The sequence below is a fragment of the Acrocarpospora phusangensis genome (genome assembly GCF_016862995.1).
In the GTDB taxonomy this organism is placed as follows: Bacteria; Actinomycetota; Actinomycetes; order Streptosporangiales; family Streptosporangiaceae; genus Acrocarpospora; species Acrocarpospora phusangensis.
Genome location: NZ_BOOA01000059.1, coordinates 25,683 through 41,700, shown reverse-complemented (window position 1 = coordinate 41,700; position 16,018 = coordinate 25,683). Strand labels below are relative to the sequence as shown.

Annotated in this window: 19 protein-coding genes; 12 read left to right on the top strand and 7 right to left on the bottom strand. The window is 60.1% G+C overall.

The window, feature by feature from the left end; all coding sequences use genetic code 11:
• Positions 1–13: 13 nt before the first annotated feature.
• Positions 14–679, top strand: coding sequence for a nitroreductase (locus Aph01nite_RS29470; RefSeq protein ID WP_204044286.1), 666 nt, complete (start codon positions 14–16; stop codon positions 677–679).
• 32 nt (positions 680–711) lie between these two features.
• On the opposite strand, the gene holA is transcribed toward Aph01nite_RS29470, so the two are convergent.
• The 3 genes from holA to Aph01nite_RS29455 form a co-directional block, all read right to left on the bottom strand.
• On the bottom strand, positions 712–1,677 hold the full coding sequence (gene holA / locus Aph01nite_RS29465; protein WP_239162075.1) for a DNA polymerase III subunit delta: 966 nt from the start codon (positions 1,675–1,677) through the stop codon (positions 712–714).
• Between the two features lie 44 nt (positions 1,678–1,721).
• The gene (locus tag Aph01nite_RS29460; protein WP_204044284.1) at positions 1,722–2,963 is read right to left on the bottom strand and encodes an epoxide hydrolase family protein; all 1,242 of its coding nucleotides are present in this window, start codon (positions 2,961–2,963) and stop codon (positions 1,722–1,724) included.
• 266 nt (positions 2,964–3,229) lie between these two features.
• On the bottom strand, positions 3,230–3,472 hold the full coding sequence (locus tag Aph01nite_RS29455; protein ID WP_204044283.1) for a ComEC/Rec2 family competence protein: 243 nt from the start codon (positions 3,470–3,472) through the stop codon (positions 3,230–3,232).
• Between the two features lie 43 nt (positions 3,473–3,515).
• Here Aph01nite_RS29455 and Aph01nite_RS29450 point away from each other — a divergent pair, with 43 nt between their 5' ends.
• Entirely contained in the window at positions 3,516–4,979 is a 1,464-nt protein-coding gene (locus tag Aph01nite_RS29450; RefSeq protein ID WP_204044282.1) for a recombinase family protein, read from the top strand.
• A 368-nt stretch (positions 4,980–5,347) separates the two neighbouring features.
• Here the strand turns inward: Aph01nite_RS29450 and Aph01nite_RS29445 are convergent, their stop codons facing one another.
• Positions 5,348–5,575 (bottom strand): helix-turn-helix transcriptional regulator, encoded by a 228-nt coding sequence (locus tag Aph01nite_RS29445; RefSeq protein ID WP_204044281.1) that lies wholly within the window; start codon positions 5,573–5,575, stop codon positions 5,348–5,350.
• Between the two features lie 549 nt (positions 5,576–6,124).
• Here Aph01nite_RS29445 and Aph01nite_RS29440 point away from each other — a divergent pair.
• Positions 6,125–6,382, top strand: coding sequence for a hypothetical protein (locus Aph01nite_RS29440; protein ID WP_204044280.1), 258 nt, complete (start codon positions 6,125–6,127; stop codon positions 6,380–6,382).
• A gap of 125 nt (positions 6,383–6,507) precedes the next feature.
• A complete protein-coding gene (locus tag Aph01nite_RS29435) occupies positions 6,508–6,786 on the top strand; it encodes a hypothetical protein (RefSeq protein ID WP_204044279.1) in 279 nt (92 codons plus the stop codon).
• Positions 6,787–6,827: 41 nt separating this feature from the next.
• Here Aph01nite_RS29435 and Aph01nite_RS29430 read toward each other — a convergent pair whose 3' ends face one another.
• On the bottom strand, positions 6,828–8,102 hold the full coding sequence (locus Aph01nite_RS29430; RefSeq protein WP_204044278.1) for a helix-turn-helix domain-containing protein: 1,275 nt from the start codon (positions 8,100–8,102) through the stop codon (positions 6,828–6,830).
• A gap of 1,186 nt (positions 8,103–9,288) precedes the next feature.
• Here Aph01nite_RS29430 and Aph01nite_RS29425 point away from each other — a divergent pair.
• The 5 genes from Aph01nite_RS29425 to Aph01nite_RS29405 are packed head-to-tail and all read left to right on the top strand — an operon-like array spanning position 9,289 to position 11,624.
• Positions 9,289–9,858 (top strand): HNH endonuclease signature motif containing protein, encoded by a 570-nt coding sequence (locus Aph01nite_RS29425; protein WP_204044277.1) that lies wholly within the window; start codon positions 9,289–9,291, stop codon positions 9,856–9,858.
• Entirely contained in the window at positions 9,858–10,466 is a 609-nt protein-coding gene (locus tag Aph01nite_RS29420; protein WP_239162079.1) for a bifunctional DNA primase/polymerase, read from the top strand. Before Aph01nite_RS29425 ends, Aph01nite_RS29420 begins: the two co-directional genes overlap by 1 nt.
• Before the next feature lie 14 nt (positions 10,467–10,480).
• Complete coding sequence (locus Aph01nite_RS29415) at positions 10,481–10,714, top strand: hypothetical protein (protein WP_204044275.1); 234 nt, start codon at positions 10,481–10,483, stop codon at positions 10,712–10,714.
• Positions 10,711–11,391 carry a hypothetical protein gene (locus Aph01nite_RS29410; RefSeq protein WP_204044274.1) on the top strand — a complete coding sequence of 227 codons (681 nt, stop codon included), beginning with the start codon at positions 10,711–10,713 and terminating at the stop codon, positions 11,389–11,391. The genes Aph01nite_RS29415 and Aph01nite_RS29410 overlap by 4 nt, the downstream gene beginning before the upstream one ends.
• A 17-nt stretch (positions 11,392–11,408) precedes the next feature.
• Positions 11,409–11,624, top strand: coding sequence for a helix-turn-helix domain-containing protein (locus Aph01nite_RS29405; protein WP_204044273.1), 216 nt, complete (start codon positions 11,409–11,411; stop codon positions 11,622–11,624).
• Between the two features lie 201 nt (positions 11,625–11,825).
• Here the strand turns inward: Aph01nite_RS29405 and Aph01nite_RS29400 are convergent, their stop codons facing one another.
• Positions 11,826–12,401 carry a hypothetical protein gene (locus Aph01nite_RS29400; RefSeq protein ID WP_204044272.1) on the bottom strand — a complete coding sequence of 192 codons (576 nt, stop codon included), beginning with the start codon at positions 12,399–12,401 and terminating at the stop codon, positions 11,826–11,828.
• Between the two features lie 467 nt (positions 12,402–12,868).
• On the opposite strand from Aph01nite_RS29400, the gene Aph01nite_RS42715 reads away from it, so the two are divergent.
• Entirely contained in the window at positions 12,869–13,144 is a 276-nt protein-coding gene (locus tag Aph01nite_RS42715) for an HNH endonuclease signature motif containing protein (protein WP_373872341.1), read from the top strand.
• A gap of 14 nt (positions 13,145–13,158) precedes the next feature.
• On the opposite strand, the gene Aph01nite_RS29390 is transcribed toward Aph01nite_RS42715, so the two are convergent.
• Positions 13,159–13,956 carry a hypothetical protein gene (locus Aph01nite_RS29390; protein ID WP_204044270.1) on the bottom strand — a complete coding sequence of 266 codons (798 nt, stop codon included), beginning with the start codon at positions 13,954–13,956 and terminating at the stop codon, positions 13,159–13,161.
• A 214-nt stretch (positions 13,957–14,170) separates the two neighbouring features.
• Between Aph01nite_RS29390 and Aph01nite_RS29385 the strand changes: the two genes are divergently transcribed.
• Positions 14,171–14,482, top strand: coding sequence for a hypothetical protein (locus tag Aph01nite_RS29385; RefSeq protein ID WP_204044269.1), 312 nt, complete (start codon positions 14,171–14,173; stop codon positions 14,480–14,482).
• Between the two features lie 25 nt (positions 14,483–14,507).
• Positions 14,508–15,878: a terminase large subunit domain-containing protein gene (locus tag Aph01nite_RS29380; RefSeq protein WP_204044268.1), complete on the top strand. Its 1,371-nt coding sequence runs from the start codon at positions 14,508–14,510 to the stop codon at positions 15,876–15,878.
• Positions 15,879–16,018: the final 140 nt, after the last annotated feature.

The following is a 16,018-nucleotide window of genomic DNA, read 5'->3' as shown; positions in this document are numbered from 1 at the left end:
GGGACGGGAGAACGTGGATGTGTACGAAGCCGTGGACAGTCGCCGGGCCGTGCGGGCCTTCAGCGATGAGCCCGTGCCCAAAGAAGTACTTGAACGAGTGCTCACCGCGGCGACGCGGGCTCCATCGAGCGGGAACCTCCAACCGTGGCATCTGTACGTTGTGGCCGGTGAGCCCTTGGCCGAACTGAAGAAGCATGCGACGGCCAGGGCACTGGCAGGAGACCCGGGCGATGAGCGGGAGTATCCGATGTTCCCGGCAGAACTGACCTCGCCGTATCTGGACCGCTTTTCCGCCGCTGCTGCCCAGCGGTACAAAGCGCTGGGAATCGAGCGCGACGACCCCGACAGGCCCATGAAGATCGCCGCCTTGAACTCGGAGGCGTTCGGGGCGCCGGTCGTGCTGTTCTGCTACCTCGACCGGACGATGGGGCCCGGGCAGTGGGGGGACGCGGGGATGTACCTACAGACGGTCATGCTGTTACTGAGGGCGGAAGGGCTGCACAGCTGTCCCCAGGTGATGTGGACGATGTATCGCAAGACCGTCAGCCGCATAGTCGGAGCCGATGACACGCTCGCACTGTTCTGCGGTGTCTCGGTGGGGTTCGAGAAGGAAGACGCTCCACGGCTGCGTACCGAGCGCGCGGACATGACGGAGACAGTGAGTTTCATCGGAGCGTGACCGCCAGGCGGTCAAGATCTACGGGACGGATGCTATCGGCCGGTGCGGTTGGCGAGGATGGTCTGGACGGCGTTTTCGAGGGCGTAGCCGGGGTCGGTGCCGCCGCCTTTGACCTGTTCGTCGGCGAGGGCCAGGGCTTGGATGGCACGGGAGAGTCCGTCCGGGCCCCAGCCGTTGAGCTGGCGGCGGGCGTTTCTGATCTTCCAGGGGGGCATGCCGAGCTGGGAGGCCAGTTGGTTCTCGTTGGCGTTTCTGGGGGCTCCGGCGACTTTGGCGAGGGAGCGCAGGCCGCCGGCCAGGGCGCTGACGATCAGGACGGGGGCGACTCCGGTGGACAGCGCCCAGCGGAGCTGCTCCAGCGCCTCACCCGCTTTGCCCTCGACGGCCAGGTCGGCGACGGTGAATCCGCTGACCTCGGCGCGCCCCCGGTGGTAGCGGGTGACGGCGTCCTCGCCGATGCTCTTGCCGCTGGTGTCGAACATGAGCTGGCTACAAGCCGCCGCCAGCTCACGAAGATCGCTGCCGACCGCGTCCAGCAGCGCCTGCGCCGCGGCCGGAGTGATCGTACGCCCGGCCTGCCTGACCTCGTTCCTGATGAAGTCGATCCGCTCCCCCGCCTTGGTCAGCTTGGTGACCGTGACCACCCGGGCGCCGGCCTTCTTCACGCCGTCGACCAGTGCCTTCCCCTTCACTCCACCGGGATGGGCCAGCACCAGCACGGCATCCTCCCCCGGATTGCCGGCATATTTCACCACTTCGGCGATCACGTCCTTGGACAGGTCCTGCGCCGCCCGGATCACGATCACCGCCCGATCCCCGAACAACGAGGGCGACGTCAGCCGGGTCACCTCGCCGGGCTCCACCTTCCCGCCCAGCAGGTCATGCACCTCGGCGTCCTCGCCCCCCGCCCGGACCTCGGCGACCACCGCCCCCACGGCCCGATCCGCGAGCAACTCCTCATCCCCGACCACCAAGGTCACCGCCGCAGCATTCCCCATGCCACGCAGCATGCCACGCGGCCGGACCGCTCAGAACGAAACGGCTACCGGCGTCCACGAAACGTGCGCCGGAGGTCGTCGACCCACTCGTTGGGGATCTCCCAGGGGATGAAGTGACCGCCCCGGGCGTGGACGTTCAGATTGACGTGGTTGTACCAACCGGCGCGGTCGCCCTCCAGGAAGTTCTGGACGCGCTGGCCGGTGCTGACGCCGGGCGGGTTCTCGTACGCGACGAAGGTGATGCCGGTGGGGGCCTCGACGGGCGGGTGGCGATCATGCGACGGGGTCCACGGGTAGCGGTTGTTGTTGGCGTACGTCCGGATCGACGTGGCGATCGAATCGCCGGCCCAGAAGATGGTGGCATGGGTGAGCAGGTCGTCCTTGGTGAACACCGTCTCGATGTCGCCGCCGTTGTCGCTCCAGTTCGCCCAGCGGTCCAGGATCCAGGCGAGCATGCCCGCGGGTGAGTCGGTCAGCCCGTACGCGAGTGTGCTCGGGGCCAGGACGTGCGCGGCCAGATGGACGGCGAAACGCTTCTCCAACCTGACGATCCGGGCGTGGATGTCGGGGGGCAGCCCGTCGGGGATGGGCCGGCCGCCGCTGAGGTCCCAGGCTCTGTCGCCGTTGAACAGGGTGAGTTTCTGGCCGGAGCCGATGTGGATGCCGTGGAGCTCGTCGGCGTACTTGTGCCCGAGTTGGCCGGTGACGAGCGCTCCGACGTCGCAGCCTGCGGCGGCGTACCTGTCGTAGCCGAGGGTGCGGGTCATGAGCGTGTGCCAGAGGTCGGCGACCTTCCAGAAGTTCATGTCCGGGTTGTTCGTCAGCGGGGTGGAGAACCCGAATCCGGGGAACGAGGGGACGATCACGTCGAAGGCTTCCGCCGGGTCGCCGCCGTACGCGCCCGGGTCGGCCAGGGGGTCGATCACCTTCGCCCAGTGCCAGAACGTCCACGGCCATCCGTGCGTGAGGATCAACGGCGTCGGGTTCGGTCCCACTCCGGGCTTGCGCATGAAATGCACCGGCACACCATCGACCTCGACGCGATAGTGCTCGTAAACGTTGATCGCCCGTTCGGCCGCACGCCAGTCATAGTCCGTACGCCAATAGTCGACGAGTTCCCGCAGGTAGCCCTGCCTCACCCCGTAGAAGCCGTCCTCATTCCCCACATCGGCCGGCCAGCGAGTCAGGTCCAGACGCTGCCGAAGATCGCTGAGCAGGCTGTCGGCCACATGAATCGGAACCGACTCCAACGGAAAGGGCCGTCCCCCACTCGTTCCTTCACTCATCGTCGCCTCCCACAGCCACCCTGACCCCACAACCAAGCCGAGTCTTGCTCTGCCTGGCCCACGACTGCACCGAGCGACTCGCGAACCATCAAGCCGCCGACCTGCTCATCAAGCAGATGAAACAGCCGCCGGAGAAATGACTCTTCTGCCCGCCAGAGGTTCAGCCAATTCCTTCATCGCGGCCGGATCATACCGATCCGTCACACTTTCAGTGCCGCCCGTTCGCCTCCAGGGATTCGAAAGTGGAGCCGATCCGCATCGGTGGTTCAGCGGGAGGCGCGATCCGGACCGCGTGGAATCACCGCGAGACGGCCGTTGAGGGGGATCACGGCGAGGTCTCCGGTGCGGTCGGTTCGGTAGACGCGGCTGCCCAGCCAGGTGAGGCGGCTGACGGTGGTGGGGGCGGGGTGGCCGTAGGTGTTGTCGGCGCCGACGCTGATCAGGGCGGCTCGGGAGGCGGTCGCGGCGAGGAAGGCGGGATCTTGGCGACTCGAACCATGGTGAGGCAAATATAGTTAAACACATCATAACTATCCAAAAGGATCTACCCCCATGAGTCCCCGCACCGCGATCTACTGCCGGATCTCCGACGACCGTGAAGGCCGTGGACTCGGGGTAGCCAGACAGGAAGAAGACTGTCGTCGGCTGGCCGAAAATCTCGGCTGGACGGTCAGCCAGGTGTACGCGGACAACGACATCAGCGCCTTCAGTGGCAAGGAACGGCCTGACTACAAGCTGATGATCGACGACATCAAGTCGAACCGGATTGACGCCCTGATCTGCTGGCATACCGATCGACTCCACCGGAACGTTCGTGAGCTTCTCGACTTCCTCGACGTGGTGAACGGTCGGGACAAGATCAACCCCAACAACCTGTTCTCGATCCAAACCGTCAAGGCTGGCCAGATCGATCTCGCGACGTCAACCGGACGCGCGATGGCCATCACCTTCGGAGCATGGGCAGAGCAGTCCTCGGCACACGCGGCCGAGAAGATCAGGCGCAAGGTCGAGGAACTCGTCGAAGCTGGTGAAGTCCACAACGGCGGTCCCCGTCCGTTCGGCTACACGCGCATCTACCAAGGCGAAGGTCCACGCCGGAAGATCATCAGGGATGAGATCTGCGAGCCTGAGGCCGAGATCATCAGGGAGTGCGTCAAGCGTGCCCTCGATGGGGAATCACTTCGATCCATCTGCAAGGACCTCAACGCACGCGGCATCACGACGTCCATGGGGAATCCGTGGACTGTTCAGGCCATGCGCGGCATGCTCCGATCGGGTCGAATCGCTGGACTGAAGGAGTTCCATCGAAAGGTTGTCGGCCCGGCTAAGTGGCCAGCGATCATCGAGATCGAAGAGCATCAGCAGCTTCGCGCTCTTCTGGACCGGAAGGGTCGGAAGACGGGTGGCGACGACGCGAATGTCCGGAAGTACTTCTTGACCGGCTTCGTCCACTGCACCTGTACTCCCAAGAAGCCGAAGAAGATGCGGGTCAGCAAGGCACACGGGAAAGCAAAGTATTCCTGCCAGCCGCGCGCCGAGGGAGGTTGTGGCGGGCGAACCATCCTGTTGGCCGAATTAGAGAAGTTCGTAGAGAAGTGGATCGTGGCTCGCGCCAACGACCCCAAGGTTCTGGCTGGCATCGCCCAACGTCAGAACAACTCAGGCACGAAGTCGAAGGCTCTCATCGAGGCCATCGAGAAGGGTGAGAAGCGACTCGACTTCCTACAAGCCCAGTTGGCTAATGACGATGAGGACGAAGAGGATCTCGTCGAAGTTGTTGCAGCGGTTCGGAAGGTACGGGTACGGCTCCGTGAGGATCGCAACAAGCTCGCCAGAATTACATCCGCTACCCCGATGATCGGGATCGACGTCAAAACGCTGAAGGACGACTGGAAGGGTCTTGGACTCGATCGCCAACGCGCCATCACGTCGCTCTACATCAAGAGGATTCTTATCCATCCGACGAGTATTCGGGGACGCTTCGACCCTGACCGAATCGAGATTGAGCCTCGCTAAGCAGCTTCCTGAAGTGCGCGAGCGTTCGAGAATATTCGAATCGTCGCCTCGACCTGCTGATCTGTCAGCGGAGGGCACAGAGCGAGTAACTCTTCGACACAACGGTCCATAGCCTCTTCGAGGGACTCAGCACGGCTAGGCCGCTTCTTGCTTGTCACGAGTCTGAGATTACGGACCTCGATTCCCCACCTCTAACGGTGTATCAGCTACCCAATTGTGTGATAAAGGTCTCATCAACACGTAGTTGGTCCACCGTTTGTTGTGGTGATCAGCGTATGGTATGCGACCGAGACCTCTAGCGTTCGATACGGCAAGACGACCCCATTAGCGACACCGGCACGGATGCCAGACTCGTCGAACGGCTGTACCTAATCCCCTCGGACGAAGGTCTTGCTATTTATCCATGCCTTCAAGTCCGGCACGTAGAATCGAATCGTCTTCCCCCCAAGCTTGACGTGAGGCAGTCCGCGCGTCTGTATCTGATCCTTGATCCAGTCCTCCGAAACTCCCCACAGTCCTGCCAGCGTTGCAGGGTCGATGAGGGTGATCTCTGCCAGGACTTCAGGATCAACGGGATAAGTCGGTTGTGTCGTCACGCCCGTATTCTGGCTGACCGTCCGGTTGGCCGGTCACGGCGGGTGCACCCCACAGCACCCCGCTGCTACCCACTGCATCCTCTATCGGGGCGAAAATTCCGCAGTGGACCCGAGCCGATCTCGTTGTAGTTGATCACCATGCCCTCCGGCACCTTCGCGATCCTGCGGCCTTCAGATGATCGGGATGCGAACCGGACTCGGCCAGCGACGGGATTGGACTGAGGACGGCCGTGCTGAGAACTACCCGCGCCGCAAAAGAGCCCTGGCGTTGGCATCGAGGGCCCCAGAGCTAGGCCGCAACATGGCGAAGGTCGTACGAAGAACAACCGGGCGCGAAGCATATTTCCGAAGCCGTCGATCTTCCGCGCCTGTTATCAAACTTGTGGACAGGCCGAATTGGAGCACCCGCAGAAGGAGCTACCAAAGCTAGCCGCCTCCGACCTCGCAGATACGCCTAAGGCCGCGTATCCAATATGCGATCGTTATGAAGTGTTAGTGCGCTTTGCGAACCTATCCTCTAGGCTGTCCAGCCCATCCAAGGAGAGGCAAATGCGCACAGTTGTCGCGGTCATCGCTGGGCTTGTAGGCGCCGGCCTCGGCCTCGGAGCCGGTTATCTGGCCTGGTTATTGCTGTGGAGCCTACCGTGGCTCTCGGACCCTGTTGTGACCGAGAACGGGGTCACCACGATTAACGATCCATTTGACGCTCTCGGCAAGCTTCTGACCTACATTGGTTTCCCAGCAGTTGGCGCATTATTCGGCGCCGCGATACTGTTCGGACTAGCACGAGGAACGGCAAAGAAGTGAAGTATTTCACGTTGCCTACTGCCTTGGTACTGATAATCGGCTCACTTACCGGTTGCTCCGGCGCGCTATGGCGAAATGCTAGCTCAGGCGAACAAGTGTGCGCGGACACCAGGGATGCGGTTCGCATGGATTTCAGCGAGTCAAGCGCCATTCTTCGCGGTGTTCAGTCCGCCTCCTCAGAGGAGGATGCTGAAACTACAGCCAACAGTGGGATCACTCGCATGAAGAACGCCCTAACTACTATGCGCGATGGCGTGGAGTGCTTCCATAAAGACGATCGCGACTATGCGGAGAAGTCTCTAGCTAGCTGGAGCGACAGCCAAATGTTCGCGAACATCATGGCCTGCTACTACCTCGCACAACGTGGTGAGGTAACGCCCGAACTGTGCCAATTTAAGGAGTAGGGAAAGCAAGCCTTACACACGAACATTGCACGACTTGCGATCTAGGCCGCCGTAGCATAATCGCCAGACCCATCGGTTGCGTTGAGAATCTCATCAAGAATCTTGATGATGAACTTCGGATCATGTCCGGTGCCGTAGCTCTCGATCACATCGTCCATCCGACCACGAGCCCCATCAGGGCCGAGCGCCGACACCATGATGTACATGCAGTCGTGGATCTCGTCGGTGGTCTCCACGTTCTCGACGTTCCATGTACGCCAGTCGTCTCCGACCGAAGCCTCAAGCCACTTGATCGTCAGCTCATCAGCGCAGGCTTCCTCGGCCGAAAAATCCAGGTAGCCACGGTCCTGAACAGATTCGTTGATGTCCTCGATGGTCTCCTCGGCCTGGTCCTCTTCGGCCTCTTCCGAGTCCGCGTACTCAAATCCGAGATCGGTCAGCCACTCGTCCAGGATTTCAACGATGAAGTCGGCCGGACAGTCGGTGCCGTAGGTCTTCAGCGTCTCGGAAACCTTCCCGGCAGTGAGCTCTTCCCCGATGAGCTGGACGGCCTCGACGGTCGCCCACCAGACCGACCGGAAGACTTCGTCGTTGTCACCGATCCATGTCCTGAAGCTGGGACCGATGACGGCGGTTAGCCACCTGCCAGTGACACGAACTACGGCGTTACGGATCTCCTCCTTGGCGTCGTGCTCCTCGGCCACCTTGACCATGACCGGCGTACGGGTCAGTCGGTACTCGTTCTTACCGAGGGGATCCGGACGGCGAGACTCCAGAAGACCGGCCTCCTTTAGCTCGTCCAGATAGACGCGGATCTGGCGCTCCTTCACGCCCATGTACTTGGCCAAGGCGCTCTGGGAGGACCAGGCCCATTCGTGGCCACGGCCAACCCTGTCGAGCATTAGCCAGAGCCGGAGAGCACCGGACGAAATTTCGCTGGCAGTCATTGAGATGAAGATTTTGGCGCTGGCATCGCGGCTCACACCGTTCCGGCCACGATAGGTGTCTCCGGCGAACTCGACCCTGATCAGCTCATACTGGTTGCCTTCCTTGGTCCTGGTGACCCGGATCAGGCCAAGCTTCTTGAGCTGAGAGATTTCCCGCTTGATCGTCGCGGTACTCATGCCGGTCATCTCGGACAGTTCGTCATTCGTAAGAACCGGCCAGAACTTCTTCGTCCAGCGAGCGAATAGAACGGCCAGGATACGGATCCCGTTGTGCGAGATCTTGTCCGACCAGACGTACGTCTCCGGGAGCATGCCGAAATAGGTTTCAACGCTCTTACCTGCTATTATTTTCATTAGATGAAGCTCCATCCTTCATCGTGGACCCGGTACTCTTGCACAGTGCCGGGTCCTTTTCTTTTGATCTAGATTCACTGTAGCAGCGCGTAGTTTCTTGTTAGTAATGGTGGTTTCCACCAGACGGCTAGCAGAGCCGCAAACCCCCGATTTTGGCCCTGTTTTGTAGGGTTCCAACAAGACCTAGTTGGTACACCTAGCCGAAAGTTTGGAGCCAGTGAACCCGCAGGTCAGAGCCACATAGCTCAAATACCACCGCTGGGTTAGCTCACACAACACCGCTGGGTTAGCTCAAATAGTGCCTATGGATTAGCTCACACGGCACCGCTATAAAGAGAAGACCATATAGAGAAGAAGTAAGAAGAGAAGTTCCTGTAAGTCGTTCCGCGCTTCGCGCGTAACGGCGGAGGACAGAAGGGCTCGTCGGAACTGGTAGCCGAAGGAGTGAACCCCTGTTGAAGTTCGGGCCGAATTTTCGGCCTGAGTACTACGGCCACCAGTACACGGACTCGGCCTTCGGCCGGACCACTCAGTCATCTTCCTCAGCTACGTGTACACGGTCTCGGTCACCCGGATCGGCCTCCGGCCGGATTCTCACTCCGTAGCTCAGGGCTTTAGCTCATCGGCACAGAGCACCTCGGGAACGGCCGAGAATGAGCCTACGGCCCTATCCGGCCTCTTACCGGTCAAACGGGTTCCATCACACGGAAATTCGGCCAGAGGCCGACTCAGGGCTTTCTACGCACAGGCAAGGTACATAGGGCTCTCCGCGGCCTCCTAGATGGCCGTCTAAGGCATGGGGAACGGCGTGTTCCGTGTCAGATTCGGAACCGTCATGTACTTCGCCGGCAAGGAATCCATCAGCGACGCCAAAGGCTGCTGTACGCGATTCTGAGCCGCTTTCCCAGCCTCGTAGGCACTTGCCCACATTCGGCCCAAGAGGCCGTTAGCGAAGTCGTGAGACACCCTTCCTAGGGCTATTCAGGCCGAATCACTCATCGGCATATTCGTTTGTTGAGACCACCCGCTTGTTAGCAGCCCATCGGCACCGAACCGGCGGATTATAAACACTTTCCCCCTGCGTGCTCTACTAGTAATAGGAACAAGAATGACGAAAAAGAAGCGAAGCCTGCCTTAAAAGCGAGGAGCGCTCAGGAGGTACCAGCCCCCAGCGCTCCAGTTCTCCACTCAAGACCTCAGCTTGAATCCGAAAGAGCAAAAGAACATGCAAGACAATATCACTCTTATCAAGACCGGCGACGATCAGATCGAGTTTGTGAAGCAGCGCTTCGCCGCAAGCTCCACAGTCACCGCTTCCGAGAAGATCATCGACCGGTTCGCCTCCAGGGTGGACGTGCTGGGCACTGGTTGCTGGGCGTGGACCCACGAGCGCAACGACCCGAAGTACGGCGGCCTTCCCTATGGCCGATTCTTCTTCGAGGGCAAGCTATGGGTCGCTCACCGCTGGATCTACGAGCAGCTGCACGGACCGGTTCCCCAAGGGCTCGTCCTGGACCACTTTCTCGTCCCGTCCGGCCGTTGCATCGGGGCCCTCTGTGTCAACCCAGGCCACCTTCAGCCAGTAACCCAACGGGAGAACACGCTCCGCGGCTCTGGCCCGACCGCGATCAACAGCGCCAAGACTCACTGCCCAGAGGGTCACGACTTCGACGCCGTAAACAGCCAGGGCCGCCGAGTCTGCACGATCTGCCTCAAGGCGTACAAGCGCGAGTACAACCACCTCCGAGCCGCCCAGAAGCAGGCAGCGTGATGATCAAGATCGCTGGCCGCGTGACGATGAACAAGGCAGCCCAGACGTACGCGAAGAAGGGCTGGCCGGTCTTCATCGACACCTTCCTCGACGACCTCACCTGCGAGGTGTGCAAGGTCGCGCACAAGACTGCGGCGGACTTCCAGAGATGTACATGCGTTCTGTGCCACGGCGTGTACTCGGCCACCACCGACCCTGACCGGATTCGGGACATGACCAAGTACATCAAGAAGGGCATCATCTGCGTCCGTACGGGATCCGCTTCCGGTCTCGTCGCCATCGAGATCGTCCCTCCGGCAGGCACTCGGTCAGGAGGCCACCTGGAGAAGGCCGGACTACTCCCGAACACTCTGACCGTGCTGGACGGCCAAGTCGCCGGCTACCTGATCTACAGGCACCCGGGGGCAGGTATCCGGATCCGCTCCGGTGCGAATCGGCTCGGGCCTGGCGTACATGTACACGCTGACGGCGGATACATCCCGATGCCCACGAGCCGCAGCCGGAAATCCGGCCAGAAGCTCGCCTGGCTCGGTGACTCCCCCGACAGGGCCATTGCCCCCCTTCACCCCAGACTCCTCGCAACTCTCCGCGACAACATCGCCGCCTGAGAAGGAAAGACCCAATGAACATCGTCAAGACCAACCTACGACGCAACATCCGAAAGGCCGTTCACGAGGGGATCCAGGAGTCCAGCGCCGTCTTGGCGCCCGTGAAGGACGCGCTGAAGAGCGTTGGCCACGGATTCTCTGAGATGGCCGAGAGCCTGACGAAGATCGCCGACCGGTACGACGCTATGACCGAGAACTTGGCGGTCGTTACGCGGGTCGGGTCGACAGAGAGGATCGACCACTCGTGACCTACGTTGAGAAGACGTACAGCCGCCTGGATTCGCTGCGGAGCCAGGTACCGCTGTTGCCCGACGCCATGATTCCCGGCACTCCGCGGCGATGGGTCGAGAGGGATCTCTCCGCTTCCGAACTCGCACGTCAGGCTGTTGAAGTCCGTGAGGACCGGGTCGATCGAGTCGAAAATTCGGCCAAAGGCTTGAAGCCAACAGGCAACTCGAAGGCACCACTCAACCTCGGAGTACTCGACGCACAGGTAGACATCACGGTGTCGATCAGGGAACTGGAAGAGGCTGTCTGTGACCGGCTTGGCATCACTCCGCTCGCCGGCGCATCGGCCATCGATCGCATCACTCGAATCATCGCCCTCCTGTCCAGGATCGCCGTGGACGACGAGCTAGCCGAGCATGTCCTTGCTGAAGGGACCCGGCTTGAGAGAAGGGCTCGTCAGGCACTCGGAGACGATGAACCTGTCTACAAGATCAAGGGTCGCTGCCCCGTGTGCGACTCCGTGTCGCTCCGCGCCTTCCCCGATCGGCAAGTCGTCGTGTGCGTCAACTCCCAGTGTGTCTGTGACGACCTGATGTGCCTGTGCCACGCGACCAAGCCCATCCGGCATCGGTGGATCCACGACCAGTGGGATGTTCTCAACAACGAAATTTCGGCCGAAGAAAGGAATGCGGCGTGATGACAGCAAGGAGAGCTATGACTGACGATGAGGAGTTGTTCACGGCGGAAGAAGCTGCGAGAGAGGCCGGCTTGTCGGAGTCTGCCATTTACGTGTGGACCCACCGGGGGCATTTGAAGCCAGCTGGGAAAGTCGGCAAGTTCAACCAGTATCGACTGTCGGATGTGTTCACTGCCGAGAAATCGCGTCAGCGCAAGTACCGCCGCAAGGCCGCAGATATGGGTGCACAATAACCGATGATTATGGTATTATGAAACTGTAAGCCAAAATAGCCTTGGCGCCGCATTCCCAAAATCGGGCGAGCGCCACGTTGTATGCCACGAGGCCCGATCGAGATGAGGCTCTCGGGCCTCCATGTATCTCTAGACCTTGCAACTCAATCTACAGAACTCATGTCTTGTAAATAGAAGGTCCAAGGGTTCGGTCTTGGCGGGTCAGCGTTTACAATCCTGAACATCTTCATTCCTCGTCACGGCCACCTCTCCAGTCTTGGCGACATGTGGCGGAAATTCTTCCGACAGGAACTTTTTGTTTAACTGATAATCTTTGGTATTCTTAGTTGTATGTAGCCATGACGACCATTCGGCATCGACGACGAAGGCCCGCATATAGAAGGTGACGTTGACGTCATCCTTGCTGCCGACCTCTCCCCGAACGTACCATTTTCCAGTTTCTTCGTTGATTTCAGCGGCCTTCATCCAGAAATCCTTGTTGTTCTCAGCGCGCTGCGCCAACCATATTTGCTGCCCCTTTTCAACCCTTCCCGTGCCAGATATTTCGGGGCAGTAGGAGATCTGGCCATTTCTGGGCTTGTCGATCTCGAACGGAGTCGCTCCCTCACTTGGAGGCGCGAGAGCCATTGCCGCCACGCCAGCTATGACCATGAGCACCAAAACGAGAGCTATTCTTTTCCATCCCTTAAGCCAGGCTGGATACGGCAAGGAACCAAGCCCCCAGCCGATGAGGGCTCCTGCGATAGCTCCAATTGCGCCGGCGGCTAGTGTCGTCATGCCGTTCTGCTCCAATTGTCGGCAAAGTCGACCAGTAGCTTAGGGCACCGAACGAATCAGTCGTCGACAAACGTCGAGTTATACCCACATGGGATGGAACGATACAAACCGGCCCACGTCGCACCCAATGCCAACTTTCGTCGCTTTTGGCCTCTGACGACTAGCTATGTTTGTCGTATTTCAAACAGAGCGCGAAGAGTGTCTACTTCTGTGCCGTTGGACATCTCTTATGGTTGCGCGAACAACCTAAGAGACCCCTGGGTCCTATAAGCATAGGACTTATCGATCTTGACTCCCAGTAACCATCCCGGCGGAGTCGGCAAGATCGTTTCAAGAATCGGCCCAAGTGAAGAACTTCATACTAGCCCTAGATGCAGCCTTCCCTGTCAGTGAACAACCTCATGCTCTGCACCTACGTGCTCTTCACCGTCATCTCCTGATCTTTCTCCGAGCAGAGGTGACGACGGATGTCTCGCAGCAAGGGCCGAGCAGGACGACCTTGGAGGCGGGTGCGCGCTGCGGTACTGGCTGCGTCCACTACATGCTGGCTCTGTGGCAGGCCCATCGACCTCGACTTACCGGTTACGCATCGCATGAGCGCAACGGTTGATCACGTCGATCCCATCTCGCTTGGTGGCGACCCTCTCAATCCCGCGCTGCTTCGGCCGGCTCACCGATCCTGCAACAGCAGCAGAGGAAATCGGCCCCCGAAGCCCAGAAGGCGTCAAAGCCGGGACTGGTAGGGCTTGAGGACTGACTACTTGACGCCCAGAATTACCTTTAGAAGGTCATAGGCGGCGTTTCCGGAAATCGCGATGGCAGCCGTACTCCCGAGCCAGGAAAGTGCTGGGCAGATCGACATAATGGGCGCCAGCTCTGGAGATTCCCCTGGAGCGAAATCGCGAAATTCGGGATTGTCTTTGCGCCAGTCACGCAAGATCTCGACGATCTCACCTATGCCGTACCGGCGGTATGAGCCGTTGGCATCGAGTAGTTGCACTGCACGGAGCGTCAGCCAGTCGACTTCTAACTGAGGGCCATCGTAAGCCATGAAACTAACGAGGTCGGCAGTTCCGGAGAATTTCCATGCGGGACCATACGTGTCATTAACGTATTTCCGCCCTTCGGACAATGCGGCTTCAACCCACCCCTTTTGATGCCCTGCTTCGATTTCTTTTTGAAGCTCATCAAAATCCCGCTCATTGAATACGATCCGACCACTCCTCTGCTTGCGATATCCGGCTATATAGAGCTCCCAATCTGGCCCCGATCGAATATCGAGATGAGCGTAACTCTCTCTAATATCCTTGATGACTGACGTATTCGGCGGAGCGAATAGGATGGTCACTAAAGTGATGCGCTCCTCTCTGTTTCTCGATTTTTTGGCGGCACGAGAGAGTAGATCCAGAACGCTCCCTATTGGCTCAATCGAATGACGGAGAGATGAGGAAGAGTTCTCATGCAATGATGACATTCTTTCTCCATGAGTTGCCGCAGTCCCATTTCTTAATGCAGACATGACTGGGCGAAGGCCACCCCGGCGCACGTCGAGCATTGTCCGTGAGTGTAGTCGCACCATTACGGCCTGGACAGCTAGATACGTAAGTTCTCAGATCGAAAGCCTCGGCGGTCGATGCGGGTTTCGTACTGCTGGCGGATCGGTGGTAGCGGACGCGGAGAGCGGGGACCTCTTGCCCTCGAACCAGACCTCATATGGGTGACCCCAACCAAAGGCGATCTTTTTTTGTACGGAATGACGGGGGGACCTGGTGACCCGTGAATCCGCAGGTCGCAGGCACGACCGCTACAACGAAGACGATCACGGACCCGTTGAGTCCGCAGTGCGTAAGGACCTCGCCGAAATCGGCCTCGAAGCCGTCATGAGCGACTCGTACGCAGAGATCTGTTTCAACCTCGCACGCAAGCTCGACAACGGCGCCGGTATGGCTCAAGCCGCAGTCGCAAAGGAGCTCCGAGAGACGCTCAAGGCGATTGAGGAGGCGGCTGGTGACAACGCTAGCTCTGACCTCTTCGCCCGACTCGCAGCTTCGGTGCCCACCCCGGTTCGCAACGCCACGTAACTACTCCCGTCCGACGCTCGGGCCGATGGTTGGCGAGCTCGCAGCGGCCCTGGGCACGCCCCTGATGCCATGGCAGCAGGCCGTCGCCGACATCGCGCTGGAGTACGACCCCGTCACGGGTCTACTCGTGTACCGCGAGGTCGTTCTCACAGTGCCCCGGCAATCCGGTAAGACGACGCTGCTGCTTGCGGCCATGGTTCATCGAGCCATCGGATTCGGGACTCGTCAGCGAATCTTGTACACCGCTCAGAACCGGATCTCGGCTCGGAAGAAGTGGGAAGACGAGCACGTCGCCACGCTTCAGAACTCGAAGGAGTTCCGGAAGCTCTTCAAGGTCCGCAAGCAGCTCGGCCAAGAGGCGATCATTTGGAACAACGGCTCGACGCACGGCATCGAGTCGAACACGGAGAAGGCCGGCCACGGCGAGACGCTGGACATGGGTGTCGTCGATGAGGCGTTCGCCCAGGAGGACGATCGTCTGGAGCAGGCTTTCAAGCCCGCGATGATCACGCGGCCTCAGCCTCAGCTCTGGGTGCTGTCGACGGCCGGTAACTCGAAGAGCACCTACCTGCGCGGCAAGGTCGACACTGGTCGACTTCAGGTCAGCGAGGGCCTAGACGAAGGCGTCTGCTACTTCGAGTGGTCGGCTCCTCCGGACGCTGATCCCGGTGATCCCGCTACGTGGTGGGCTTGCATGCCTGCCCTTGGCCACACGGTCGCTGAGGAAGCTGTCGCTACCTTCTTCCACTCGATGAAGCTGACGGAGTTCCGTCGTGCCTTCCTCAACCAATGGCCGGACGACTCTCCTGACGAATGGCTGGTCGTTCCGCAGTCGGTGTGGAGCGAGTTTGTCGACGAGGACTCGGACGCCACCGATCCCCTGGTCTTCAGTGCCGACGTCACACCGGATCGAACGATGGGCTCCATCGTTTTGGCTGGTCGTCGCTCTGACGGGCTCGTCCATGCGGAGGTCGTCGACAGTCGCCGCGGAACCGGATGGATGGTTGAGCGGCTGGTCGAGCTCAACGAGCGCTGGAAGCCCGCATGCATCGTCATCGACGAACGCGGCCCTGCCTCCTCCTTGATTCCTGGGCTTGAAGCCGCCGGCATCACGGTCGTGAAGCCCTTCGTCCGCGAGATCACGACGGCGACGGCCTTCCTGTACGACGCGCTGACCGACACCAAGAAACTTCGCCACCTAGACCAACCCGAACTGAACTCGGCGCTGGCTGGAGCGGTGAAGCGGCCTCTTGCCGGTGGTTGGGCTTGGGCACGGACGAACCCCAGCGTCGACATCTCTCCGCTGATCGCTTTGACGAATGCGGTGTGGGGTCTGGAGCTCAATCCGGCTGCCCACAAGAAAAAGGGCTCTCGCCCGAAAGTCGCCTATCTGTGAGGTAACAAATGCCCAAGTTTTCTGGGCTGTTTCTGTCATGGGCTGGCGTGGTCATCGGGTCGATACTGCTCATTCTCGGAATCACGTTCGCCTTCGGTTTCGCCTACTCGCTCATATTGAGCGGGGTATTCCTCTTAACT